22 protein-coding genes and 2 pseudogenes are annotated in these 25,734 nt (G+C 55.4%); 14 read left to right on the top strand and 10 right to left on the bottom strand.

All coding sequences use genetic code 11. The features are described from left to right. Positions 1-254 precede the first annotated feature (254 nt). The 4 genes from gyrB to RSJ68_09620 all read right to left on the bottom strand — a co-directional run bounded on the left by gyrB (position 255) and on the right by RSJ68_09620 (position 5,621). Complete coding sequence (gyrB, locus tag RSJ68_09635) at positions 255-2,645, bottom strand: DNA topoisomerase (ATP-hydrolyzing) subunit B (protein WNU96683.1); 2,391 nt, start codon at positions 2,643-2,645, stop codon at positions 255-257. 219 nt (positions 2,646-2,864) lie between these two features. Further along, the gene (locus RSJ68_09630; GenBank protein ID WNU96682.1) at positions 2,865-4,265 is read right to left on the bottom strand and encodes an L-serine ammonia-lyase; all 1,401 of its coding nucleotides are present in this window, start codon (positions 4,263-4,265) and stop codon (positions 2,865-2,867) included. Between the two features lie 25 nt (positions 4,266-4,290). Next, positions 4,291-5,190 (bottom strand): tyrosine-type recombinase/integrase, encoded by a 900-nt coding sequence (locus tag RSJ68_09625; protein WNU98389.1) that lies wholly within the window; start codon positions 5,188-5,190, stop codon positions 4,291-4,293. A gap of 2 nt (positions 5,191-5,192) precedes the next feature. Further along, positions 5,193-5,621, bottom strand: coding sequence for a thioesterase family protein (locus RSJ68_09620; protein WNU96681.1), 429 nt, complete (start codon positions 5,619-5,621; stop codon positions 5,193-5,195). Positions 5,622-5,832: 211 nt separating this feature from the next. Between RSJ68_09620 and fba the strand changes: the two genes are divergently transcribed. Then, positions 5,833-6,897, top strand: coding sequence for a class II fructose-bisphosphate aldolase (gene fba, locus RSJ68_09615; GenBank protein ID WNU96680.1), 1,065 nt, complete (start codon positions 5,833-5,835; stop codon positions 6,895-6,897). Between the two features lie 134 nt (positions 6,898-7,031). Here fba and RSJ68_09610 read toward each other — a convergent pair. The 3 genes and pseudogenes from RSJ68_09610 to gluQRS form a co-directional block, all read right to left on the bottom strand. Continuing rightward, positions 7,032-7,151, bottom strand: a pseudogene (locus RSJ68_09610) (IS5/IS1182 family transposase). Between the two features lie 396 nt (positions 7,152-7,547). Then, entirely contained in the window at positions 7,548-8,276 is a 729-nt protein-coding gene (locus RSJ68_09605) for a response regulator transcription factor (protein WNU96679.1), read from the bottom strand. Positions 8,277-8,462: 186 nt separating this feature from the next. Then, positions 8,463-9,368 carry a tRNA glutamyl-Q(34) synthetase GluQRS gene (gene gluQRS, locus RSJ68_09600; GenBank protein ID WNU98388.1) on the bottom strand — a complete coding sequence of 302 codons (906 nt, stop codon included), beginning with the start codon at positions 9,366-9,368 and terminating at the stop codon, positions 8,463-8,465. A 191-nt stretch (positions 9,369-9,559) separates the two neighbouring features. On the opposite strand from gluQRS, the gene tsaB reads away from it, so the two are divergent. From tsaB to RSJ68_09580, 4 genes and pseudogenes are all read left to right on the top strand, one after another. After that, on the top strand, positions 9,560-10,237 hold the full coding sequence (tsaB, locus tag RSJ68_09595) for a tRNA (adenosine(37)-N6)-threonylcarbamoyltransferase complex dimerization subunit type 1 TsaB (protein ID WNU96678.1): 678 nt from the start codon (positions 9,560-9,562) through the stop codon (positions 10,235-10,237). Further along, positions 10,234-10,677: a ribosomal protein S18-alanine N-acetyltransferase gene (rimI, locus tag RSJ68_09590; protein ID WNU96677.1), complete on the top strand. Its 444-nt coding sequence runs from the start codon at positions 10,234-10,236 to the stop codon at positions 10,675-10,677. The genes tsaB and rimI overlap by 4 nt, the downstream gene beginning before the upstream one ends. Continuing rightward, positions 10,671-11,510 carry a uracil-DNA glycosylase family protein gene (locus tag RSJ68_09585; GenBank protein ID WNU96676.1) on the top strand — a complete coding sequence of 280 codons (840 nt, stop codon included), beginning with the start codon at positions 10,671-10,673 and terminating at the stop codon, positions 11,508-11,510. Before rimI ends, RSJ68_09585 begins: the two co-directional genes overlap by 7 nt. Before the next feature lie 67 nt (positions 11,511-11,577). Next, a pseudogene (locus RSJ68_09580) lies at positions 11,578-11,754 on the top strand (IS5/IS1182 family transposase). Between the two features lie 290 nt (positions 11,755-12,044). On the opposite strand, the gene argJ reads toward RSJ68_09580, so the two are convergent. From argJ to RSJ68_09565, 3 genes are all read right to left on the bottom strand, one after another. Then, complete coding sequence (argJ, locus tag RSJ68_09575) at positions 12,045-13,265, bottom strand: bifunctional glutamate N-acetyltransferase/amino-acid acetyltransferase ArgJ (GenBank protein WNU96675.1); 1,221 nt, start codon at positions 13,263-13,265, stop codon at positions 12,045-12,047. Positions 13,266-13,346: 81 nt separating this feature from the next. Continuing rightward, positions 13,347-14,048 (bottom strand): LrgB family protein, encoded by a 702-nt coding sequence (locus RSJ68_09570; GenBank protein ID WNU98387.1) that lies wholly within the window; start codon positions 14,046-14,048, stop codon positions 13,347-13,349. Then, positions 14,048-14,392 (bottom strand): CidA/LrgA family protein, encoded by a 345-nt coding sequence (locus RSJ68_09565; GenBank protein WNU96674.1) that lies wholly within the window; start codon positions 14,390-14,392, stop codon positions 14,048-14,050. Before RSJ68_09565 ends, RSJ68_09570 begins: the two co-directional genes overlap by 1 nt. A 212-nt stretch (positions 14,393-14,604) precedes the next feature. On the opposite strand from RSJ68_09565, the gene RSJ68_09560 reads away from it, so the two are divergent. The 9 genes from RSJ68_09560 to murC all read left to right on the top strand — a co-directional run bounded on the left by RSJ68_09560 (position 14,605) and on the right by murC (position 25,635). Further along, positions 14,605-15,093 carry a group II truncated hemoglobin gene (locus RSJ68_09560; protein WNU96673.1) on the top strand — a complete coding sequence of 163 codons (489 nt, stop codon included), beginning with the start codon at positions 14,605-14,607 and terminating at the stop codon, positions 15,091-15,093. A gap of 255 nt (positions 15,094-15,348) precedes the next feature. Beyond that, positions 15,349-16,494: a hypothetical protein gene (locus RSJ68_09555; protein WNU96672.1), complete on the top strand. Its 1,146-nt coding sequence runs from the start codon at positions 15,349-15,351 to the stop codon at positions 16,492-16,494. 72 nt (positions 16,495-16,566) lie between these two features. Continuing rightward, the gene (locus RSJ68_09550; GenBank protein WNU96671.1) at positions 16,567-17,370 is read left to right on the top strand and encodes a tetratricopeptide repeat protein; all 804 of its coding nucleotides are present in this window, start codon (positions 16,567-16,569) and stop codon (positions 17,368-17,370) included. A 55-nt stretch (positions 17,371-17,425) separates the two neighbouring features. Further along, positions 17,426-18,763 carry a UDP-N-acetylmuramoyl-L-alanine--D-glutamate ligase gene (murD, locus tag RSJ68_09545; protein WNU96670.1) on the top strand — a complete coding sequence of 446 codons (1,338 nt, stop codon included), beginning with the start codon at positions 17,426-17,428 and terminating at the stop codon, positions 18,761-18,763. A gap of 243 nt (positions 18,764-19,006) precedes the next feature. After that, positions 19,007-20,503, top strand: coding sequence for an amidase (locus RSJ68_09540; GenBank protein WNU96669.1), 1,497 nt, complete (start codon positions 19,007-19,009; stop codon positions 20,501-20,503). Positions 20,504-20,780: 277 nt separating this feature from the next. Then, positions 20,781-21,938, top strand: a complete 1,158-nt coding sequence (gene ftsW, locus RSJ68_09535) for a putative lipid II flippase FtsW (GenBank protein WNU96668.1) — start codon at positions 20,781-20,783, stop codon at positions 21,936-21,938. Between the two features lie 3 nt (positions 21,939-21,941). Further along, positions 21,942-23,009: an undecaprenyldiphospho-muramoylpentapeptide beta-N-acetylglucosaminyltransferase gene (murG, locus tag RSJ68_09530; GenBank protein ID WNU96667.1), complete on the top strand. Its 1,068-nt coding sequence runs from the start codon at positions 21,942-21,944 to the stop codon at positions 23,007-23,009. 134 nt (positions 23,010-23,143) lie between these two features. After that, a complete protein-coding gene (locus RSJ68_09525) occupies positions 23,144-23,971 on the top strand; it encodes a class I SAM-dependent methyltransferase (protein WNU96666.1) in 828 nt (275 codons plus the stop codon). A 254-nt stretch (positions 23,972-24,225) separates the two neighbouring features. Then, a complete protein-coding gene (gene murC / locus RSJ68_09520; protein ID WNU96665.1) occupies positions 24,226-25,635 on the top strand; it encodes a UDP-N-acetylmuramate--L-alanine ligase in 1,410 nt (469 codons plus the stop codon). Positions 25,636-25,734 lie beyond the last annotated feature (99 nt).

The raw sequence follows: 25,734 nt of genomic DNA, 5'->3' as shown, positions 1-25,734 counted from the left end.
TAAAACCGACAAGACATTGGAATGAAAAGAATTCGTTGGGTCTTGATTTGCCCCTGCGGTATTGTAGCTAAGCCTGTTTGAAGGTCGTCTGAAATGCCTATCTCTGTCCGTACAGGGAGACGGCAGGTGTCGTATCAAAAAATAAATGAATCCGCCGTATTTGTTTTATCTGTCTTGGTTCCCACCAATCAAAAAGGTCGTCTGAAAACCGGAAATCCCCATTTTCAGACGACCTTTTCATGCTTCACCCCCTATCAAGCGTCGATATTTTGCGCAATCAGGGCGTTGTTTTCGATGAAGGCGCGGCGCGGTTCGACTTCGTCGCCCATCAGGGTAACGAACACTTCGTCGGCGGCGATGGCGTCTTCGATGCGCACTTTCAACAAACGGCGCACGGCGGGGTCCATCGTGGTTTCCCAAAGCTGCTCGGGGTTCATCTCGCCCAATCCTTTGTATCGCTGGATGGACATGCCTTTTTGGGCGTTTTGGAGCAGGATGTTCAGCGCGGTTTCAAAGCTGTCCACGTCGTACTCGTTCTCGCCTTTATAAAGCTTGGCACCCTCGCCGACCAAGCCTTTGAGCGCGGCGGCGGTTTGGGTGAGGGTTTGGTAGGCTTTGCTGTTGAGGAACTTGGGTTCGATGTAGCTGACCATGACGTTGCCGTGCAGCTTGCGGGTGATTTTGATGAAGCGGTTGCTTTCGTGGCCTTCGATGCGTTCGAGGGCGACTTCTTTTTCGTCGAGCAAACCGGAAAGTTCGGCAACGGCTTTATCGGCGTTTTCAGACGACGTCAAATCAATGGGCGATGCGTGCAGCATGGCGCGCAGGACGAGTTCGTCCACGAAGCGGCTTTCCTGTTCGATAACGGTTTTCGCCAACAGGAATTGTTTGGCGGTGTCGGCAAGTTCTGCGCCTTCGATTGTGCGGCCGTCTGAAACGATTTTGGCTTTTTCCAAAGCGAGGCCGAGCAGCCATTGGTCTTTTTCAAGTTCGTCTTTGAGGTAACGCTCCTGCTTGCCGTATTTGGCTTTGTAAAGCGGCGGCTGGGCGATGTAGATGTAGCCGCGTTCGACCAGCTCGGGCATTTGGCGGTAGAAGAAGGTCAGGAGCAAGGTGCGGATGTGCGCACCGTCCACGTCGGCATCGGTCATGATGATGATGCGGTGGTAACGCAGTTTTTCGGGGTTGAACTCTTCTTTGCCGATGCCTGCGCCCAGCGCGGTAATCAGGGTGGCGACCTCTTGGCTGGCGAGCATTTTTTCAAAACGGGCTTTTTCGACGTTCAAAATTTTGCCTTTGAGCGGCAAAATGGCTTGGAATTTACGGTCGCGGCCTTGTTTGGCGGAGCCGCCTGCGGAATCGCCCTCGACCAGATAAAGTTCTGACAAGGCAGGGTCTTTTTCTTGGCAGTCGGCGAGTTTGCCGGGCAGCCCCAAGCCGTCCATCACGCCTTTGCGGCGGGTGATTTCGCGGGCTTTGCGGGCGGCTTCGCGCGCGCGGGCGGCATCGACGATTTTGCCGGTGATGATTTTGGCTTCGTTCGGATTTTCTTCGAGGAAGTCGGTCAGTGCTTGGTTGATGACTTCGTTGACGACGGGGCCGATTTCGCTGGAAACCAGTTTGTCTTTGGTTTGGGATGAGAATTTGGGGTCGGGCAGTTTGACGGACAACACGCAGGTCAAACCTTCGCGCATATCGTCGCCGGCCGTTTCAACTTTAGCTTTTTTGGCGACTTCGTTGGCTTCGATGTAGCTGTTGATGGTGCGCGTCATCACTTGGCGCAACGCGGTCAGGTGCGTACCGCCGTCGCGTTGCGGGATGTTGTTGGTGAAGCACTGCACGCTTTCCTGATAGCTGTCGTTCCACTGCATCGCGCATTCGACGCTCATGCCGTCTTTCTCACCGAACGCGTAGAAGATTTTTTCGTGCAACGGCGTTTTTTTGCGGTTCATGTATTGTACGAACCCAGCCACGCCGCCGGAAAGGGCGAAGCTTTCGTGTTTACCGTCGCGTTCGTCGGTCAATTCGATGTCCACGCCGTTGTTCAGGAAGGAAAGTTCGCGGATACGCTTGGCGAGGATGTCGAAGCTGTATTCGACGTTGCCGAAGGTTTCCGTGCTGGCGAGGAAGCGCACGGTCGTGCCTTTTTTATCGGAATCGCCGACAACCCTTAACGGCTCTTCGGTTTCGCCGCGCACGAAGCGGACGAAGTGTTCTTTGCCGTCGCGGTAGATGGTCAGCGTGACCCAGTCGGACAGCGCGTTGACGACGGATACGCCCACGCCGTGCAGGCCGCCGGAGATTTTGTAGCTGTTGTTGTCGAACTTACCGCCCGCGTGCAATACGGTCATGATGACTTCGGCGGCGGAGCGTCCTTCTTTCGGGTGGATGCCGGTGGGCATACCGCGCCCGTTGTCGGCCACGCTGACGGAATTATCGGCATGGATGGTTACGGTGATTTTGTCGCAATGGCCGGCGAGGGCTTCGTCGATGGCGTTGTCCAATACTTCGAACACCATGTGGTGCAGGCCGCTGCCGTCCTGCGTGTCGCCGATATACATACCGGGGCGTTTGCGTACCGCTTCCAAGCCTTCCAGCACTTGTATGCTGTCGGCGCCGTATTCTTCGTGTTTTTGGTCAGTCATGGTCTTTATCTGTAAGATTTTTTTAAAAGAATTTCTGCTGAGGTCGTCTGAACGACAGTTGGGCGCGCCACCCGGACGGTCAAGCTGTCCGACGGACGGAAATAGACCGTTATTATACCTGATTTTGCTGGAAAATTCAGCGTTTCGGGTGGGCGGAAAGGTCGTCTGAAACCTGTTCGTACTCGGTTTCAGACGACCTTTTTCATATTTTTTCCGTTTTCAACATTCCACAACGCGGACAGATACGGGGACGGCTTTTTTCTGGAGGGTGATGGCGAGTCCGGCAAGCGAGGTTTCTTTGTAGGTGGACTTCATGTCGCGCCCTGTTTGCAGCATGGTTTGGATGACTTCGTCGAGCGAGACTTTTTTGTCCGTGCCGTCTTCCAGCAGGGCGAGGGTGCCGAGTTTGAGGGCTTTTTCGGCGGCGATGCCGTTGCGTTCGATGCAGGGGATTTGCACCAATCCGCCGACGGGGTCGCAGGTCAGGCCCAGATGGTGTTCCATCGCCATTTCGGCGGCGTTTTCCACTTGTTTGGGCGTGCCGCCGATGACTTCGGCGTATGCGCCCGCCGCCATCGAGCAGGCGACGCCGACTTCGCCTTGGCAGCCGACGTCCGCGCCGGAGATGGAGGCGTTGGTTTTGTAGAGGATGCCGATGGCACCAGCGGTGAGCAGGAAGTTTTCGACGCGCTCTTGCGTGGCGTGCGGGTTGAACTTGCGGAAGTAGTGCAGGACGGCGGGGATGATGCCGGCGGCGCCGTTGGTCGGGGCGGTCACGACGCGTCCGCCGGCGGCGTTTTCTTCGTTGACCGCCATGGCGTAAACCATCGGCCAAAGCTGGGTGTTGACGATTTCGGTTTCGCGCAGGGCTTTGAGTTTGGCGGCGAGCTGCGGGGCGCGGCGGCGGACGTTCAAGCCGCCGGGCAGTTCGCCGTCTGCCGCCAGCCCGCGTTTGATGCAGCCTTCCATAACGTCGGCAACGCCGGCGACGCGGTGGCGGATTTCGGCTTCGCTGCAACCGGCAAGCGCGGCTTCGTTTGCCAACACGGCTTCGGAAATGTCGAGCTGGTTCATGCGGCATTGGGCGAGCAGTTCGGCGCAGCTGGTATAAGGGTAGGGGACTGGGCGCGTTTGTTCGGCTTGTTGGTCAAACTCTTGATCGGTAACGATAAAGCCGCCGCCGACGGAGTAGTAAATTTGTTCTTTGAGTTTGCCGCCGTCTTTGCCGTAGGCGGTGAAATTCAGTCCGTTCGGGTGTTTGGGCAACACTTGGTCGCCGCGTATGTTCAGGTCGCTGTCGGGGTTGAAGCTGATTTCGCGTTCGTTGAGGCGGAGAATGTGTTGCGTGCGGATGCGTTCGAGACGGTCGGGGATGTCGGCGAGGGGGATGTCGTGCGGCAGGCTGCCTTCCAAGCCGAGCAGGAGGGCGTCGAATGTGCCGTGTCCGCGTCCTGTCAGCGCCAGCGAGCCGTAAATGTCGATAACGATGCGTTCGGTTTGCGCGTCCAGCCCTGATTGTTTGAGGTCGTCTGAAAAGGCGGCGGCGGCTTTCATGGGGCCGACGGTGTGGGAGCTGGAAGGGCCGATGCCGATTTTGAAAATGTCGAAAATGCTGATCATGATGTTTTCTGTTGATTTTATTGAATTACTTTTTCCGTTTCGCCCGCGGATGCCCCTCGTCGTAAACCTTGGCCAGATGGTCGAAATCCAGCTTGGTGTAAATCTGCGTGGTCGAGAGGTTGCTGTGTCCCAACAGCTCTTGCACGGCGCGGATGTCGCGTGAGGATTGCAAAAGGTGGCTGGCGTAGCTGTGGCGCATCATGTGCGGGGAAATGTGTTGTCCGCTGCCCTGCTGCACCGCCCATGCCTGAAGGCGTTTTTGGATTTGCCGCTGCCCGAGCCGCGTGCCGTTTTTGCCGGTAAAGAGCGCGGTTTCGCCATCTGCTGCCACGCGTTCGGACAGGTAGGCACGCAAGGCTTCGACGCTTTTGCCCGACAGCGGGATTTGCCGCTCTTTCCTGCCTTTACCGGTTACGCTCACCCAGCCTTCGTCCAGCAACACATCGCCCAAATCCAAGCCGTGTATCTCGCTCAGGCGCAGGCCGCTGCCGTACATCAGTTCAAACAAGGCATGGTCGCGCACCGCCAAACTGTCGTCGGCAGGCGCGCTGTCGAGCATATGGTTCAACTCTTCCTGCGGCAGGGCTTTGGGCAGGCGTTCGGGCAGGCGCGGGGCTTTCAGGTTGAAGGTCGGGTCGTTGTCCATCATGCCCGACTGCACGAGCCAGCCGCAATATTGCCGCCACGCCGATAATTTGCGCGCCAGCGTCCGTTCGCTCAAGCCTTGTTGCGACAGCCGTTTCAACGCCGCCACGAAATCGCGCCGCGTCAAATCCTGCGCCGTTTCAGACGACCCTTCCGTCAAAAGCCGCACGAGTTCGGTCAAATCGCACCCGTAGGCAGACAGCGTGTGCGCCGACTTGCCCTGTTGCCCCAACATTTTCAAATAGCCGTCCAAAGACAGTCCGAAATCGCGCGCCAACATTTTCAGACGACCTCCAACACGGTTTTCAAAGCTTCTGGCAACCGGCAAACCTTTTGGCGCGCATAATCGAAACACACCATGCCTGTGCGCGCCCGCGCCAGCACCTTGCCGTCCGCGATGCGCGTCAGGCGGAACAGCAGCGCGAACCCGCCCTTGCCGATATCCTCGACGCCCATTTCCGCCGACAGTTCATCGCCGTAAAAGCCTTGTGCCAAATATTGCACCGCCGCGTCCGCCATAATCAGCCCCGCGCCGCCCGCGTCCGTTTCACTCCAGCCCAAACCCGCCAGCCAACGCATCCGCACTTCATGGCACAAGCGCAAAACGGCATCGTTCGCCAAATGGCCGCCGTAATTCACATCGCCCACCTGCACGCGCAAGGTCGTCTGAAACAATACCGCATCCACATCCGAAACTGCAAACTTACCCATCACACACCTCACACCGCCGTTTCATACGACCCCGAAAACAAACCGTTATTATAAACCATGTCAGACAAATACCGACCGCACCGCTTGCCCGCCGCAGCCGCAAAAAATCTCATTAACATATAAAACCGATGTAGCCCCGTGTAGTCTTTTAATAAGAAAAACATTATAATTTCCCACATCACCATCCCGCTACCTCACCAAGGAGATTTAAATGGCACTCGTATCCATGCGCCAACTGCTCGACCATGCCGCCGAAAACAGCTACGGCCTGCCTGCATTCAACGTCAACAACCTCGAACAAATGCGCGCCATCATGGAAGCCGCAGACCAAGTCAACGCTCCCGTTATCGTCCAAGCATCCGCCGGCGCGCGCAAATATGCAGGCGCGCCGTTTTTACGCCACCTGATTCTGGCAGCCGTTGAAGAATTCCCGCACATCCCCGTCGTCATGCACCAAGACCACGGCGCATCGCCCGACGTGTGCCAACGCTCCATCCAACTGGGCTTCTCCTCCGTCATGATGGACGGCTCGCTGCTCGAAGACGGCAAAACCCCGTCCACCTACGAATACAACGTCAACGCCACCCGTACCGTCGTTAACTTCTCCCACGCCTGCGGCGTATCCGTCGAAGGCGAAATCGGCGTCTTGGGCAACCTCGAAACCGGCGAAGCAGGCGAAGAAGACGGCGTAGGCGCAGTCGGCAAACTCTCCCACGACCAAATGCTCACCAGCGTCGAAGATGCCGTGCGCTTCGTTAAAGACACCGGCGTGGACGCGCTCGCCATCGCCGTCGGAACCAGCCACGGCGCATACAAATTCACCCGTCCGCCCACCGGCGACGTATTGCGCATCGACCGCATCAAAGAAATCCACCAAGCCCTGCCCAACACCCACATCGTCATGCACGGCTCCAGCTCCGTACCGCAAGAATGGCTGAAAGTCATCAACGAACACGGCGGTAAAATCGGCGAAACCTACGGCGTACCCGTAGAAGAAATCGTCGAAGGCATCAAACACGGCGTGCGCAAAGTCAACATCGACACCGACCTGCGCCTCGCCTCCACCGGCGCCATCCGCCGCTTCATGGCAGAAAACCCGTCCGAATTCGACCCGCGCAAATACCTGAGCAAAACCGTCGAAGCCATGAAACAAATCTGTCTCGACCGCTACCTCGCATTCGGCTGCGAAGGTCAGGCAGGCAAAATCAAACCCGTTTCCCTTGAGAAAATGGCAACCCGCTACGCCAAAGGCGAGCTGAACCAAATCATCAAATAAACAACGGGACAATCAAATGGGCGGCAATCCAAGCCGCCCGTTTTGTTTTGAAGGGTATGGGTTAAGTTCAACTCCGTGCAACGTTGCCCTGCCCGCTCTGATTTAAATTTAATACGCCAGCTTTCCAAACAAGATATAGTATATAGTGGATTAAATTTAAACCAGTACAGCGTTGCCTCGCCTTGATGTACTATTTGTACTGTCTGCGGCTTCGTCGCCTTGTCCTGATTTAAATTTAATCCACTATAAAAGGTCGTCTGAAAACGGCTTCAGGTTCAACAAAACCTGCTGCGTTTGTTTTCAGACGACCTTTTTTCCGTCACGGCGACTTTGCCGCCTTCCCCGCTAGAGTGGGATTTGATGGCGGGCGGCGATTATTTGCCGTCAAGTCCTAAAGGGTGATCTGCCAAAGCCGTCATTCCCGCGCGGGCGGGAATCTGGAAATGTAAAGTTGCAGCCGCCTTGAAATATTTTCGAAATGCCGAGATTTAGATTCTCGCCTGAGCAGGCATGACGGTCGGCAAATGTCCTGTTTTCATTTTGGCTTACGATTTTTTTTACTTTAATGAATGCACCTGATGAACAGCAGGTTGAACCCGAAAAACAAAACCCTGCGCATGAAAGGCAGGGTTCGGGGTTTATCGGCAAATCTACACCTTGCTTTTGAGGATTTTGCGGATGGCGGAAAGTTGGCGGCGGCTGACAGGCAGGGGCTTGGGGATGTCCAATATCTGCGCGCCCCAGGCGGAATCGCTGTCGTCATCGTCGTCAAGCCGTATCAGGTAGTCTAAGGTATGGCGGAAGGCGAGGGCGTTGCGGTGGAGGCGGATGATTTTTTCGCCCAACAATTCTTCCCAATAGACCAGGGTTTTGGGCAGTTCGTAGCTTTGTCTGTCGCCGGTAACCAGAAAGACGGTTTTGTGTTCCGCCATCAGATAACGCGCCTGCTGCCACGGGATTTCGATCATGCGGTCGCGGCTGAAGACCTGGAAATGGGTAAAGTCGTCGGCTTTTTCGCGGTATTTTTCGCTGACCCGGTCCAATGCCGCCTGTAGGCGGGTTGAGCGGATGGGTTTGAGCAGATAGTCGGCTGCCGCCAGTTCGAAGGCGCGCAAGGCGTGTTCTTCGTAGGCGGTGGTAAAGATGATTTCAGGTTGGCGTTTGGCAACGCGTTTGATGCGTTCGACCAGCTCGAGTCCGGTAATTTCGGGCAGCCCGATGTCGGCAAATACGATATCGACTTCGTGCATACTCAACCAGTCCAAAGCGGGTTGTGCGTGGTGGAATACGTTGAGAATCACGACGTTGCACTCTTCTAGCAAGATGCGCAGGCGTTCTGCGGCGAGCACTTCGTCTTCAACAATAATGACACTTAACATAATGATTTACTTTTGTTATTTTTAAGTTTTTGACAGTCGGGAGAAAAGTCGGCACGGATAGCCGTCTTCCCATTATGCATTTGGTTACGGCGATTATAGTAAATATGAAGTATTAATGTGCGGGTTATGTAAAAAAATAATTACATTCGAATAATATCTCGAGTAATTTGTTGCAATCACGCCAATCTACTCCGTAACTATATCATGTATTGGTATTTTATGCGGCTGCCAGTGTTCTATCGCCCAAGATAAAAGTGCCTGTGGGCGGGAAACTTCGGGTGCGGGCGGGAGGTTGAGGTATTGCAGGACTTGGCGGAGTAATTGTTCTTTATGGTTTTCGTCCAAGGCGGGGGCAAGCGTCTGCTTTGACCATTTCTGCCCGTGTTTGTTGACCAAAAGCGGGAGGTGGGCGTAATGCGGGGTAGCGAAGCCGAGGCAGCGTTGCAGGTAGATTTGGCGCGGGGTGGAAACGAGCAGGTCTTGCCCGCGTACGATGTGTGTGATGCCTTGGTCGGCATCGTCGGCGACGACGGCAAGCTGGTACGCCCAAAATCCGTCGGCGCGCAAGAGGACGAAGTCGCCGATGTCGCGGGCGAGGTTTTGGGCGTAATGTCCGACGATACCGTCGTCAAATCCGATGGTTTCGTCGTTGACGCGGATGCGCCATGCGGGCGGTTTGTCGGTGTGGGGGCGGTCTTCGGGGCGGCGGCAGCGTCCGTTGTAAACGAATCCGTCGGCACCTTGGGCGGCAGCCGCCTGCCAGTCTTTGCGGCTGCAATAACAGGGATAGAGCAGGCCTTTTTCTTTCAGACGACCCAAGGCGTCCCTGTACAGCGAATGGCGGCGGCTCTGCCAAACGACTTCGCCGTCCCACTCGAAACCGAAGGCTTCGAGCGTGTGCAGGATATGCGCGGCGGCACCGGGCATTTCGCGCGGCGGGTCGAGGTCTTCCATGCGGACCAGCCATTTGCCCCGGTTTGCGCGCGCATCGGCGTAGGATGCAAGCGCGGTCAGCAGCGAGCCGATGTGGAGCAGGCCGGTGGGACTGGGGGCGAAGCGTCCGATATAGTCGGTTGGTAGGGTTGCCGTCATGGTTTTGGGATTGGAGCGGGTTGTTGGAAATCGGTTTGGACGGGACTTGCCGTGCCCATTTTGACTGCGTTGCGGCAGGGTTTTCAGACGACCTTTGGGGATAGGTCGTCTGAAAACGGGCAAACTATACCAAGCAACTGCTTCTGCGGGCAATGTTATAATGCCGTTTCAACACATTACGGACAGATTCCATGCTCATCGATACTTCACGTCCCATTCTTGCCGTCGATACCGGTACCTCTTTTCTCTCACTCGCTTTGCGTGCGGACGGCGAGGTGCGCCTGTATCATGAAAACGTCGGTACGCGCCAGTCAGAACTCATCCTGCCGCAGATTCGCGTGTTGTTCGAACAGGCGGGCATAGGCGCGTCGGATTTGGGCGGCATCGTTTATGCGCAAGGACCGGGCGCGTTCACCGGATTGCGTATCGGGGTGGGTGTCGTGCAGGGTTTGGCAACCCCTTTCGACACGCCCGTTGTCGGCGTGCCGAGTCTGGACGCGGCGGCTTATCTGGTTCCCGACTGCCCTTGCGTATTGGCGGCGGCCGATGCGCGTATGGGCGAAGTGTTTTATGCGTGGTTTGACACGCGATCCCATACGCGTTTGGGCGATTATCATGTCGGCAAGGCTTCGGAAATCGTTTTGCCGCAAGGACAAACCTTCGGAGCGGGTGTGGGCAACGCCTTTGCCTTGGCTGACAAGCCGCCTTTCGACGGCATACCGTCCATGCCGACTGCCGCCGATTTTCTCGAGCTGGCACTGAGCGGGCGTTATCCTGCGGCAGACGCCGCACATGCCGAATTGTTATACGTCCGCGACAAAATCGCCCTGACGGCGAAAGAGCAGGCAGAAAGGAAGGCGAAACCATGAACATCCGTCGGGCAAGCTTTGATGACTGTGCCGCCCTGACCGCAATCGATGCGGCGGGCAATCCCTCGCCTTGGTCGGAGCGGCAGTTTCTCGAAGCGGTAGCAAATCCTGCCGATACCGTTTGCGTCTGCGAACGCGGAGGCGGAATCTGCGGTTTTGCCGTCTGGCGCGAAATTTGCGGCGAGTCCGAGTTGCACCTGATTGCCGCCGCCCCCGAGTACCGCCGCCAAGGCATCGCCTCAAAACTTTTGGCATATTGGTTTCAGATGACCTCAAGCCAAGGCGTATCCCGCCTGTTGTTGGAAGTACGCGCAGGCAATGCCGCCGCCATCGGCCTCTACCGCAAATACGGTTTTATCGAAACAGGCCGGCGGAAAAATTATTATCCCCTGCCCGAGGGCGGATATGAAGACGCAATTTTGATGGAAAAATCATGTTAAGCAGCCGTTACCTCCATTTGCACGAAGCCTTGGGACTGGGGCCGATGTGGCTCAAGCGCGGGGCAAAAACCGTTCCCGCTGCTTTGACCGCTCCCGAAACCGGTATGCCCAAACCCGCGGCAGCGTCGGTTCAGACGACCATCCCCCGTCAGGAACGCACCCTGTCGGCAGGGGCGCATCAGGCGCGTCTGTCGGCAATGGCGGCCGTACACGGCGGAAACCAACAGGACGTACCCAAGCGCGAAATGCCATCTCCGCAAACCGCGGCTGTCGAAGCGGCCCGTCAGCCCGACACGAAACCCAAGCAGGAAACGCCTGCGGAAAAACAAGCCCGCAGCATCCAAAACACGGCAAATTTGCCTGCCGCCCCGCACCTTTCAGACGACCTCCCGCGCCTGTCCGCCACAGTCAAAACCGCGCGCCTGATGGTGGTCAGCATCTGCCCGTCGACCGAAGATACGCTGCACGGCGAATTGTTCCACGGCGAAACCGGCGTCCTGCTGGACAATATGCTCGCCGCCATCCGCCTCAGCCCGCAGCAGGCACACAAAACCAGTTGGGTGAAAGCCGCCCCCGTGTTCAGCCCGCATCCTTCGGAAGCTCAAATCCATGCCGAATTGCCTGCCCTGAAGCATGAATTGGAATCGTCCCAAGCCCGTGCGGTATTGTTTTTAGGTCAGGTTTTCGAACAGAAAGAAATGATGGTGGTCATGGACGAATTGTGCGGCGGCATACCGTATTTCACCATCCCGCACCCCGCCCGCCTGCTGCGCCAACCGCGCCTGAAGGCATATGCCTGGCAGGTGTTGAAGAAAGCGGCGGCTGTGTTGTAGGGTTGATTGGAACAAAGGTCGTCTGAAACTTGGGAATAGGGTTTCAGACGACCTTTTTGCATTTTTTCAGCGGAGGTATAGTGGATTAAATTTAAATCAGGACAAGGCGACGAAGCCGCAGACAGTACAGATAGTACGGCAAGGCGAGGCAACGCCGTACTGGTTTAAAGTTAATCCACTATATTTTGAGGACGACACACGCGCTAAGATGATGGTAAAGGTTACATTCCGTCATTCCCGCGCAGGCGGGAATCCACTGGAAGCCCTATGCAACGGGTGTTTGCAAAACAGCCGGCCGTAGCGTGGGCTTTGCCCACGGATTGTTTTTTGGAAAGCAAAGGTCGTCTGAAAGCCTGCATACAGGTTTCAGACGACCTTTTATATTTTCGCGGGCATAGCCCACGCTACCAGTTGAAAACTGCCGGAATATCGTTCCTTTCGATCATATTTCCCTTGATTTAGCGCGGGTTTTGCCTGTGGATTGGATTTCCGACGCACTAGGTCGTCTGAAAACCCAAAACTTACAATCTGTCCTTACGAGCGGTAGTCTGCGTTGATGGAGACGTAGTCGTGCGACAGGTCGCAGGTATAGACCGTGGTGGCGGCTTGTCCGCGGTGGAGTTTGATGCGGACGGTGATTTCGTCTTTCGCCATCACTGCCTGTCCTTGTTCTTCGGTGTAGCTTGCGGCGCGGCCGCCGTTTTCGGCAACCAATACGTCGTCCAGATACATTTCGAGGATGTCGGCGTCCAAATCGGCGATGCCGGCGTAGCCGATGGCGGCGAGCAGTCTGCCGAGGTTGGGGTCGGAGGCGAAGAAGGCGGTTTTAACGAGGGGCGAGTGGGCGACGGCGTAGGCGACTTGGCGGGCTTCGTCGCGGGTTTTGGCGTTTTCGACGCGGACGGTGATGAATTTGGTCGCGCCTTCGCCGTCGCGGACGATGGCTTGGGCGAGTTCGAGGGCGAGGCTGCCGAGCAGGTCTTTGAGCTGTTTGTAGCGCGGGTCGGCGATGTTGTCGATTTCGCTTTGGCTGTTTTTGCCGGTAGCGATGATGACAAAGCTGTCGTTGGTGCTGGTGTCGCCGTCAACGGTGATGGTGTTGAAGGTTTCGTCGGCGATTTCTTGGGTCATCAGCTGGAGGATGGGTTGGGAAACTTTGGCATCGGTGGCGATGAAGGAGAGCATGGTCGCCATGTTGGGGTGGATCATGCCGGAGCCTTTGGCGATGCCGGTGGCGCGGACGGTGTGTTTTTCGCCGACGCTGCCTTCGCGCGAGGCGGATTTGGGCACGGTGTCGGTGGTCATGATGGCGCGTGCGGCATCTGCCCAATCGGCGGGTTGCATTTTGGGCAGGGCGGCGACGATTTTATAGACGGGCAGAGGCTCGAGGATAACGCCTGTGGAGAAGGGAAGGACTTGCGAGGGTTTGCAGCCGGTTTGTCCGGCGGTGGCGGCGCAGGTTTCGATGGCGTCGATTCTGCCTTGCGCGCCTGTACCGGCGTTGGCGTTGCCGGTGTTGATGATAATGGCGCGCACGCCGTCTTCGTCGAAGAGGTGTGATTTGGCGATGTGGACGGGGGCGGCGCAGAAGCGGTTGGTAGTAAAGACGGCACCGACGGTGTTGCCGCCGGAAAGTACCATCAGGGTGAGGTCGGCGCGGTCGGTTTGTTTGATGCCTGCGCGGGCGGTGAAGAGTTGGATGCCGTCGATGTTCAGCAGTTGGTCTGCGGTTTTTTCTGTGAGGTTGACTGCCATTTTGTTGCTCCTTTGTTTGGGGTTGTTGTTGATTTGGTTTTCAGACGACCTTTTGGTTCATCGGGGTCGTCTGAAAAGTGTTCAGAATCCTAATACGGGGATGATAATCGGGGCGATGGCGGCGGTCAGTACGCCGTTGAGGGTCAGTCCCAGCCCTGCGTATGCCGCCATGCGCCGGCTGCGCTCGAGCGAGGCGGCGATGCCCATGGCGTGTGAGGCGGTGCCGAGCGACATGCCGACCGACGAGGGCATGACGACGGTGTTTTTAAGTACGGTATAACCGGCTATCTGCCCGACCAGTCCGGCGACGATGACGGTGGCGGCGGTGATGGCGGGGATGCCGCCTATGGTGCGGGTGATTTCGATGGCGATGGGGGTGGTCACGGATTTGGCGGCGAGCGAGAGGACGACTTCGCGTTCCGCGCCCAGCCATTTGGCGAAATACATGCCTGTGATGATGCCGGTAACGCTGCCGGCAAGCTGCGAGACGATGACGGGCAGCCACTGGCTGAAGATTTTTTGACGGTTTTGATAGAGCGGGACGGCGAGCGCGACGACGGCGGGCTTGAGCCAGAAGTCGATAAACTGCGCGGCATCGTGGTACACGGCGTAGTCGATGTCGAGGATTTTGAGGTAGGCAATCAGGGTAACGGTGCTGATTAAGACGGGGTTGAGCAGCAGGTAGCCCGTCCGCGCGCGGAGGATGAGTGCCAACGCGTACACCGCCAGTGTCAGGAAAAGCAGGACGCTGGGCTGCTGCCACAGGGAAAGGATGCCGTCCATCAGATTTTCTCCCGTATCCATTGGTGTACCTTGCCCGTTACCAACAGGACGCACACGGTGCTGGCGGCGGCGGAGACGAGTATCGACAGCCAACTGTCGGCAATCAAATCCAAATAGCTGATGACGGCGACGCAAGGTGGCACAAGGAAGAGCGTCAGGTTTGACATCAGCGCGTCGGTAAGCTGCTGCAACCACTCGGCTTTCACCCACCCCGCCTGAAGCATGGCAAACAAAATGCCCATGCCGATGATACTGCCGGGCAATTTGATGCCCGTAAGGTAGGCGGCGGCTTCGCCGAGCGCGAGACAGCCGAGCAGGACGAGCAAGGCGCGGATGGTGTGCATGGGTCGGGTTTCCTCTATGGTTTGCCGCTTTGCAGACGGGCGGATTATGAATCTTTGTTAATAATTGAATCATAACGCCCTTGGGGTCGTCTGAAAACCCGTTTGCCGGTTTGATTTTGCCCCGGCCGCGTTTTCAGACGACCTCGTGCATGACGCAGGCGGTTCAGTCTATTAAAATCCCTGTTTCAGACGACCTTTAAAGAAAGAAAAATATGTATCACGCATTCGGCGGCGCGGCAGGCGTACGCAACCTGACCGACCGCTTTTACGACTTGATGGAACTCGAGCCGCAATACCGCGCCTTGCGCCAGATGCACGGCGAAGACATGACGCTGATCCGCGAAAAACTCTACGAATTTTTCAGCGGCTGGCTCGGCGGCCCGCCCTTGTTCGAGCAGAAATACGGCCATCCCATGCTGCGGGCGCGCCATATGCCCTTTGCCGTGAATATGCAGGTGCGCGACGAATGGATCGCCTGCTTCGCCCAAGCCATGAACGAACTGGAAATCAGCAAAGACCTCGCCGAGCCCGTCCTTATCCGAATTTTTGCGATGGCGGACTGGATGCGCAACCAAAACGAAGAAGGCGTAGAACCGCCCATGCCGCCGATGGCAGTCGATCCCACAATCCGAATTCCCGAGCTGAAAAACGTCTTGAAGCAATACGGCGTGGACGGTTATTTCCCAACCTTCCCGGCTTGAGGTCGTCTGAAAAAAGCGAATCCCTTCCCGTTTTTCCTGTTTGATAAAAGGGCTGCTGTTGTAAAGTGGCAGCCGTTGCACTCAATCAATGGCGGAGAATCCCAATAACGATATTTCTGCCGGTAATAGTCAGGCAAAGTGGCAAAATAGTGTTTTAAATGCAGTCAGGATAGAATTACGACATTTTCAGACGACCTCGACCGTCGTCTGAAAATGTCGTGATCCTTTATTAAACATACAGCAGGGAAGTTTGAAATGAATACAAATACATGGTTGAAAAAAATAATGGTTGCTTTGCTGGCTTTGGGTATAGGGCAAGCAGCTTGGGCGGATGATGTGCCGGATTTTAAGGAAATGCTTCAAGCAGCGGAGCAAGGAAATGCCGATGCCCAATTTAATTTGGGTGTGAGGTACGACAATGGGCTAGGAGTTCGTCAGGACTATACACAGGCAGTGCAGTGGTATCGCAAGGCGGCAGAACAAGGAGATGCAGAAGCCCAATTTAATTTGGGTTCGATGTACGACAATGGGCAAGGAGTCCGTCAAGACGATGCACAGGCAGTGCAGTGGTATCGCAAGGCGGCAGAACAAGGGTATGCTAAAGCCCAATTTAATTTGGGTTTGATGTATGACAATGGGCGAGGAGTTCGTCAAGACGATGCACAGGCAGTGCAGTGGTATCGCAAGGCTGCAGAACAAGGGCATGCAAAAGCCCAATATAATTTGGGTGTGGCGTATATCAACGGACAGGGAGTCCGTCAAGACTATGCACAGGCGGTGCAGTGGTTTGGCAAGGCTGCAGAACAAGGATATGCAAAAGCCCAATATAATTTGGGTGTGATGTACGACAATGGGCTAGGAGTTCGTCAGGACTATATACAGGCAGTGCAGTGGTATCGCAAGGCTGCAGAACAAGGGCATGCAAAAGCCCAATATAATTTGGGTGTGAGGTACTACAATGGGCAAGGAGTTCCTCAGGACTATACACAGGCGGTGCAGTGGTTTGGCAAGGCTGCAGAACAAGGATATGCAAAAGCCCAATATAATTTGGGTGTGATGTACGACAATGGGCTAGGAGTTCGTCAGGACTATACACAGGCGGTGCAGTGGTATCGCAAAGCGGCAGAGCAAGGGTATGCCGATGCCCAATCTAATTTGGGTGTGATGTATGAGGAAGGACGAGGAGTCCGTCAAGACTATGCACAGGCAGTGCAGTGGTATCGCAAGGCAGCAGAACAAGGGCTTGCAGAAGCTCAATATAATTTGGGTGTGATATATGCCAAAGGAGAAGGTGTTCGTCAGAACTATAAGATTGCCAAAGAGTGGTTTGGTAAGGCTTGTGATAATGGAATACAGCTAGGTTGCGATGCTTACCGAGAATTGAATCAGGCAGGATATTGAATCTTTATTCCAAGGTCGTCTGAAATACATATACAAACCCAAAAACCTTCTGAATAAAAAAAGGATTTTGAGATGAACACCTTACTGAAAAAAATGATGGTTGCTTTGCTGGCTTTGGGCATAGGGCAAGCAGTTTGGGCTGATGATGTGCCGAATTTTAAGGAAACCTTGCGGGCGGCAGAACAAGGTGTTGTTGCTGCCCAATACAATCTTGGTCAGATGTATCGTAACGGACAAGGTGTCCGTCAAGACTATGCTGAAGCGGTCAAATGGTATCGCAAGGCGGCAGAACAAGGGGATGCAAAAGCCCAATCTAATTTGGGTGGAATGTATTCCTATGGGCTAGGAGTTCGTCAGGACTATACACAGGCAGTGCAGTGGTATCGCAAGGCGGCAGAACAGGGGCATGCAAAAGCCCAATATAATTTGGGTGTGATGTACTACAATGGGCAAGGAGTTCGTCAGGACTATATACAGGCGGTGCAGTGGTATCGCAAGGCGGCAGAACAAGGATTGGCCGATGCCCAATATAATTTGGGTGTGGCGTATGTAAAAGGTAAAGGAGTTCGTCAAGATGATACACAGGCAGTGCATTGGTATCGTAAGGCGGCGGAACAAGGGTATGCTGAAGCTCAAAATAATTTAGGTATGAAGTATGCTAATGGGCAAGGTGTTCACCAAGATTACGCACAGGCATTTAAATGGTATCGCAAAGCGGCAGCTCAGGGAAATATCATTGCACAATACAATTTAGGTGTAATGTATCTAAAAGGGCAAGGTGTACGTCAAAGTAAAATAGTTGCTAAAGAATGGTTTAAGAGGGCTTGTGCTAATGGAGACAAGCAAAGTTGTGATGTTTACCAAAAATTGAATTAGGCAGGATATTGAATTTTTCTAAAGGCCGTCTGAAAAAACTTAGGACAAAACCAAAATGACTTTCCAAAACAAAAAAATCCTCGTCGCCGGACTTGGCGGCACGGGTATTTCCATGATTGCCTATCTGCGCAAAAACGGCGCGGAGGTTGCCGCTTATGATGCGGAGCTGAAACCGGAGCGCGTGTCGCAAATCGGCAAGATGTTTGACGGGCTGGTGTTTTACACGGGTCGTCTGAAAGATGCGTTGGACAACGGGTTCGATATTCTGGCGCTCAGTCCCGGCATCAGCGAGCGTCAGCCGGATATCGAGGCGTTCAAACAAAACGGCGGGCGCGTGTTGGGCGACATCGAATTGCTGGCGGACATTGTGAACCGCCGCGGCGACAAGGTGATTGCGATTACCGGCAGCAACGGTAAAACCACGGTAACGAGCATGGTCGGCTATCTCTGCATCAAGTGCGGGCTGGATACCGTCATCGCGGGCAATATCGGCACGCCGGTTTTGGAGGCGGAATTGCAGCGTGAAGGCAAGAAGGCGGACGTGTGGGTGTTGGAGCTTTCCAGCTTCCAACTGGAAAACACCGAAAGCCTGCGCCCGACTGCGGCGACGGTGCTGAACATTTCCGAAGACCATCTCGACCGCTACGACGATTTGCTCGACTATGCGCATACCAAAGCCAAGATTTTCCGTGGTGATGGTGTGCAGGTTTTAAATTCAGACGACGTGTTCTGCCGCGCCATGAAGCGTGCCGGGCGCGAGGTGAAATGGTTTTCGTTGGAACACGAGACCGATTTTTGGCTGGAACGCGAGACGGGTCGTCTGAAACAAGGCAATGAAGATTTGATTGCCACGCAAGACATCCCGCTGCAAGGCTTACACAACGCCGCCAACGTCATGGCTGCCGTCGCCTTGTGCGAAGCCGTCGGTTTGCCGCGCGAAGCATTGCTCGAACACGTCAAAACTTTCCAAGGCCTGCCGCACCGCGTGGAAAAAATCGGCGAGAAAAACGGCGTGGTGTTTATCGACGACAGCAAAGGCACGAACGTCGGCGCGACCGCCGCCGCGATTGCCGGTTTGCAAAATCCGCTCTTCGTAATTTTGGGCGGCATGGGCAAAGGGCAGGACTTCACGCCCCTGCGTACCGCGCTTGCCGGCAAGGCAAAAGGCGTGTTCCTGATCGGTGTCGATGCGCCGCAAATCCGTCGCGATTTGGATGGCTGCGGCTTGAACCTGACCGACTGCGCCACTTTGGAAGAAGCAGTTCAGACGGCATACGCCCAAGCTAAAGCGGGCGATATCGTGCTGCTCAGCCCCGCCTGCGCGAGCTTTGATATGTTTAAAGGCTATGCGCACCGTTCGGAAGTGTTTATCGAGGCGTTTAAGGCTTTGTGAGGTCGTCTGAAACATGAAAAGAGGGTTGGTTTTACCGTAAACCTTGTGTGTCATTGTCTCAAAGGTCGTCTGAAAACGTTAAGGCAGTTTCAGACGACCTTTTTGCAGCAACGGCAAACTTGTTTCTTTCCTTTATACGGTGTTACTGTTTCTTAAAAATTGCCTATGCGGGCAAACGGCGAGGCGGCGGGCAGCCATGCCTGACTGACAAAACGTGTGTTTATCAATCCGAAAGGAAAACCCATGAATTTTCAAGAATACATTCGTTACGATGCCGTCGGTTTGGCAGAGCTGATCCGCAAAAAAGAAGTGTCCGCCGATGAAGTGTTACAGGCAGCTTTAAACCGCTTGGACGAAGTCAATCCCAAGCTCAATCTGTTGGCGCACGATTTGCGCAAACGCGCGGCGGCGTGGCAGGGGTCGTCTGAAAATGCCGATACGCCGCTGGCGGGCGTGCCGTTTTTGCTCAAAGACCTGCTGGCAGATTGGGAAGGCGCGCCGACATGGTCGGGTTCGCGCATGATGCAGCATTACATTGCCAAGCAAAACAGCGACTTAACCCAAGCCTATCTCGATGCGGGGCTGCGCGTGTTCGGCAAAACCACCACGCCCGAATGGGGCGCATATGCCGTTACCGAAACCGAAATTTACGGCATCACGCGCAATCCGTGGCATTTGGATTACACCGCAGGCGGCAGCAGCGGAGGCGCGGCGGCGGCAGTGGCTTCGGGCGTCGTCCCCGCAGCGCACGGCAGCGACGGCGGCGGTTCCATCCGCTTACCTGCACACAACTGCGGCGTGTTCGGGCTGAAACCCACGCGCGGCCGCAGCAGTTACGCGCCGAACGCATCGGAAGCATGGCAAGGATTGGTATGCGACCATGTGCTGACCCGCAGCGTGCGCGACAGCGCGGTTTTGCTGGACATCGCCGCCCAAACCCAAGCCCGCGCCCTGTATGCTTGCCCGCCGCCGCCCGAAAACGGTTTTGCAGACAGCCTGAAACAAGAAACAGGTCGTCTGAAAATCGCTTTTTGGAAACAGGCATGGTTTGGCGGCGGCAACGACGAAGGCACGGAAGCCGCGTTTGCCCATAGTTTGAAACTGATGCAAAACGCGGGACACGAATTGGAAGAAGCTACGCCCGATTTTGCGCCGCCCGAACAATTAAACCGCGCCGCCCGCATCATCGTCATGGGCGAAACGGCAAAACTGTTCTACCAATATCAATACGAAACCGGACAAAAACTGCCGCACCGCCTGCTTGAGCCGACAACGTGGGCAATGATTGTGCAGGGGCGGCAAATCAGCGCGGGCGAAATGGCATGGGCGCGCGACGTGATGCTGGCGCAGGAACGTGCCGCCAAAGCATTTTTCATGCGCTACGACGTGTTGATGACGCCCGTCTGCCCGCGCACCACGCCGAAAATCGGCGAGATGATGCCGCCGCCCTCCGCACAAAAAGCCATGCGCCTGCTGTTCGGCACGCTGCGTTTGGGTTTTCTGTTGAAAAACAACCCGTTTTTAGAAAAAGAAGCCGCCGCCGCGCTGCAATACGTCGGCTATACATCGCCGCTGAACATGAGCGGCAACCCCGCCATGAGTGTGCCGCTTTACCGGCATAACGGTCTGCCCGTCGGCACCCAGTTCGCCGCCGCACACGGGCGCGAAGACACGCTGCTCCGCCTCGCCGCTCAGTTGGAACAGATACAGCCGTGGGCGGAAATACCGCAGTTGGTTTAGGGTTTGCATTGGATAAAAAGCGGTCTGTTTGCCTGAGGAAAAGATTGAGATAAGGTCGTCTGAAAACATAAAAGCGTTTTCAGACGACTTTTTTTGCGTGTGTGATGGGTAGGGGAGGGCGCAAAGAACCCTGGAATCCGACTGTCTTTAAAGAATCTGAATTGTTGCTTTGCCAAGAAACCTTTAGAATGACGTTTTTCTGATTTTCGATATTTTCAGACGACCCGTATATCCAAAAGGTCGTCTGAAACGTTTGTTCCGTAACGGATGTTTGTTCATGATTAGTCTTTCCAAGATTCTCGACCGCCCGATTTCCCGCAGCGGTCAGAAATTCGATACATCGCTTTTGTGGATGACGGTGTTGATGACCGTGTTCAGCCTGGTGATGATTTATTCCGCTTCGATTGCGTACGCGGCGGCGGAGGGCGGTACGCAGTTTTCTTTTGTCGGCAAGCAGGCTTTGTTTGTCGCAGTGGGTGTGTTGGTGTGCATCGGCCTGTCTTTTGTCAGCATGAACACTTGGAAAAAGCTTATGCCCTGGTATTTCGGCTTCTCGGGACTTTTGCTGCTGCTGGTTTTGTTTTTGGGGCGGGAGATTAACGGGGCAACCCGCTGGATTCACGCGGGACCGGTCAATATCCAGCCGACGGAGTTGTTCAAGCTTGCCGTCGTTTTGTATTTGTCCAGCCTGTTCACGCGCAAGGCGGAAGTGTTGCAGAGCGTGAAGAAGATTATGTTTCCGGGCGGGCTGATTGCCGCGGGTTTGGTGTTGATTATGTTCCAGCCCGACTTCGGTTCGTTCGTCGTCATTGTCGGCGTTACGATGGCTATGGTGTTTTTGGCGGGTTTCCCTGCCAAGTATTTCATCATGCTGGGGATGATTCTGGCTTCATTTATGACGGCGGCGATTATGCTCGCGCCTTACCGCATGGCACGCGTGTCGGCGTTTTTGAATCCGTGGGCGGACCCTTTGGGCAAAGGCTACCAGTTGACGCATTCGCTGATGGCGATTGCGCGCGGCGAATGGTTCGGTCAGGGCTTGGGCGCGAGCTTGGAAAAACGCTTCTACCTGCCTGAGGCACATACCGACTTTATCTTTGCCGTCATCGGCGAGGAATTCGGCTTTTTTGGTATGTGTATTTTGGTTGCGTGCTATGTTTGGCTGGTCGTCCGCGCCTTTTCCATCGGACGGCAGGCGCGCGATTTGGATTTGACCTTCGGCGCGTATGTCGCCAACGGCATCGGTGTTTGGATAGGTATTCAGAGTTTTTTCAATATCGGCGTCAACATCGGCATTTTGCCGACCAAGGGGCTGCCGTTGCCGTTGATGTCTTATGGAGGTTCGGCGGTTGTGGTCATGCTGGTGTGCATTACCTTATTGTTGCGCGTCGATTATGAAAACCGCAAAAAAATGCGCGGTTACCAAGTGGAGTAAATCATGGGCGGTAAAACTTTCATGTTGATGGCGGGCGGCACCGGCGGCCATATTTTCCCCGCGTTGGCGGTAGCGGAATCATTGCGCGCGCGCGGCCATCATGTGATTTGGCTGGGCAGCGAAGGCTCGATGGAGGAGCGCATCGTGCCGCAATACGACATCCTGCTCGAAACGCTGGCAATTAAAGGCGTGCGCGGCAACGGCACCAAACGCAAGCTGATACTGCCGTTTACTTTGTATAAAACCGTCCGCGAAGCGCAGCGGATTATCCGCAAACACCGCGTCGAATGCGTCATCGGTTTCGGCGGCTTCGTTACCTTCCCCGGCGGCTTGGCTGCGAAGCTCTTGGGCGTGCCGATTGTGATTCACGAGCAAAACGCTGTGGCAGGGTTGTCCAACCGCCAACTGTCGCGCTGGGCGAAGCGGGTGTTATACGCTTTTCCGAAAGCGTTCAGCCACGAAGGCGGCCTGGTCGGCAACCCCGTCCGCGCCGATATTGCCAACCTGCCCGCGCCTGCCGAACGCTTCCAAGGGCGTGAAGGTCGTCTGAAAATCTTGGTGGTCGGCGGCAGTTTGGGCGCAGACGTGTTGAACAAAACCGTACCGCAGGCATTGGCTTTGCTGCCCGACGATGCGCGCCCTCAGATGTACCACCAATCGGGTCGGGGCAAGCTGGGCAGCTTGCAGGCGGATTACGACGCGTTGGGCGTGAAAGCCGAATGCGTGGAATTTATTACCGACATGGTGTCCGCCTACCGCGATGCCGATTTGGTGATTTGCCGTGCCGGCGCGCTGACGATTGCCGAGTTGACGGCGGCGGGGCTGGGTGCGCTGCTGGTGCCGTATCCTTACGCTGTCGATGACCATCAAACCGCCAATGCGCGTTTTATGGTGCAGGCAGAGGCAGGATTGTTGTTGCCGCAAACCCAGCTGACAGCGGAAAAGCTCGCCGAAATCCTCGGCGGCTTAAACCGCGAAAAATGCCTCAAATGGGCGGAAAACGCCCGCACATTGGCACTGCCGCACAGCGCGGACGACGTGGCGGAAGCCGCCATCGCGTGTACGGCATGATGATATAATGCGATAAACGAAACAGAGGTCGTCTGAAAACCAAGAAACGGGTTTCAGACGACCTTTTTGCAACTTGGCAGCCGTATTGTGCGGGAGTATGATGTAAATAGGAATTTCTCTCATTGGAGGCTGCTATGTCCGAAAAAATCTCTCCCGAAACCGTTTCCGTCCTGTCCAGTACCATGCTGATTCCCCTGTGGGCGAAGGCGGTGGAGCAGGGTAGGGCGCAGCCGCTTTTGCGCGATGACGAAGCCGTGCGGATGTTGGACAAGATTGACTACGACTTCGGCAAGTTTGCCAAAGCCAAAGCATCGCAGGTCGGCTGTTGCGGTCGGGCGAAGCTGTTGGACGATATGACCCGGCACTTTATCGCCGAACATCCCGATGCCGTCGTCGTGCAAATCGGCGCGGGGCTGGATGCGCGTTACGAACGCTTGGGCAAGCCGCGCATTACCGCCTGGTATGATTTGGATTTGCCGGAAGTGATTGAAGTGCGGCGTATGCTGCTGCCCGAGTCGGACAATCATTATCTGGGCGCGTCCATGTTCGACGAAGCGTGGATGAACACCGTCGCCGCGCACGGCAAACCCGTGTTGCTCGTGATTGAAGGCGTGTTGATGTATTTTGAAGAAGCGCAGGTGCAGGACTTTTTTAAACAGGTTGCCCGCCGTCTGCCGCACGCCCAGCTTGCCTTCGACACCATTCCCAAAGCCCTTGCCGGACAAAGCAAACGCCACGACGCGCTCGGCAAAATGGACAAGCCGCCCGAGTTCCGCTGGGTGATAAGCGGAACGGACGACATCCGATGGCTGATGCCGGGTGTGGAAATCATCGAAGAAGCGGGCTTGAGCAGCGTCTGCAAACCGCGTTATCCGTGGCTCTTGCGCCTTGTGTATGCGACTGCGCGGGGGCGGCGCAAATTGGATATGCGCTTGATGAGGATACAAGTGCCGTTAAGTTGAGATGCGCGAGGTCGTCTGAAAACGGTTTTCAGACGACCTTATGTTTTGTTTTTGCTGGTATTTTGGTAGTTGAGGTCGAGTTTAAAAATGGGTAATTTGCCGCTGAACGAAACCTCTTTTTCACCCATATTGCCACCAATGTGAAATCCTGTATGCCAAAACATCTTTAATTTACAAGAAAACTATGGCGCAGAAGCGGATAGCCCTTTAAAATAACGCCTTTACGCATCGAAAATCCACCGGAACGCAACATCATGATGAAAAATCGAGTCACCAACATCCATTTTGTCGGTATCGGCGGCGTCGGCATGAGCGGTATCGCCGAAGTTTTACACAATTTGGGCTTTAAAGTTTCCGGTTCGGATCAGGCGCGCAATGCGGTTACCGAGCATTTGAGCAGCTTGGGTATTCAAGTTTATCCCGGTCATACCGCCGAACATGTTAACGGTGCGGATGTCGTCGTTACCTCTACCGCCGTCAAAAAAGACAATCCCGAAGTCGTCGCTGCGCTGGAGCAGCAAATCCCCGTCATTCCCCGCGCCCTGATGCTGGCGGAACTGATGCGCTTCCGTGACGGCATCGCCATTGCCGGTACGCACGGCAAAACCACGACCACCAGTCTGACCGCCTCCATTCTCGGTGCGGCAGGTCTCGACCCCACTTTCGTTATCGGCGGCAAACTCAATGCCGCAGGTACCAACGCCCGTTTGGGCAAAGGCGAATACATCGTCGCTGAGGCTGACGAGTCTGATGCGTCCTTCCTACATTTGACCCCGATTATGTCCGTCGTCACCAATATCGACGAAGACCACATGGATACCTACGGACACAGCGTCGAAAAACTGCATCAGGCGTTTGTCGATTTTATCCACCGTATGCCTTTCTACGGCAAAGCATTTTTGTGTATCGACAGCGAACATGTCCGCGCGATTTTGCCCAAAGTGAGCAAACCTTACGCCACTTACGGTTTAGAAGATACCGCCGATATTTACGCGACCGACATCGAAAGCGTTGGCGCGCAAATGAAATTTACCGTTCATGTCCAAATGAAAGGGAGTGAACAAGCGCCGTTTGAAGTCGTGTTGAACATGCCTGGCAGACACAATGTCCTCAATGCCTTGGCAGCCATCGGCGTGGCGCTGGAAGTCGGCGCATCCGTCGAAGCGATTCAGCGCGGCTTGCTCGGTTTTGAAGGTGTCGGCCGACGCTTCCAAAAATACGGCGAAATCAAGTTGCCCAACGGCGGAACCGCGCTTTTGGTGGACGATTACGGACACCATCCCGTCGAAATGGCGGCGACCCTCTCCGCCGCACGCGGCGCGTATCCGGAAAAACGTTTGGTGCTCGCCTTCCAGCCGCACCGCTATACCCGCACGCGCGATTTGTTCGAAGACTTCACCAAAGTCCTCAATACCGTTGACGCGCTGGTGTTGACCGAAGTTTATGCCGCCGGCGAAGAGCCGATTGCCGCCGCCGACTCCCGCGCCCTTGCCCGCGCCATCCGCGTATTGGGCAAACTCGAGCCGATTTACTGCGAAAACGTCGCCGACTTGCCTGAAATGCTGTTGAACGTTTTACAGGACGGCGACATCGTGTTGAATATGGGCGCAGGCAGCATCAACCGTGTACCTGCCGCGATGCTGGAGTTGTCGAAAAAAGCCTGAGGCGGAAATTTTATCGTGATGCCGCGATAGCTGCCCGATGAAGCGATGTCCCATCGGGTGGGCAAGCAAGATTAAGGTCGTCTGAAAACCCGATTCGTT

This window comes from Neisseria sp. DTU_2020_1000833_1_SI_GRL_NUU_006, from assembly GCA_032388755.1.
Lineage (GTDB): Bacteria > Pseudomonadota > Gammaproteobacteria > Burkholderiales > Neisseriaceae > Neisseria > Neisseria sicca_C.
Note: the sequence above shows the minus strand (reverse complement) of the source record. Positions and strands in the feature narration are given on the sequence as shown.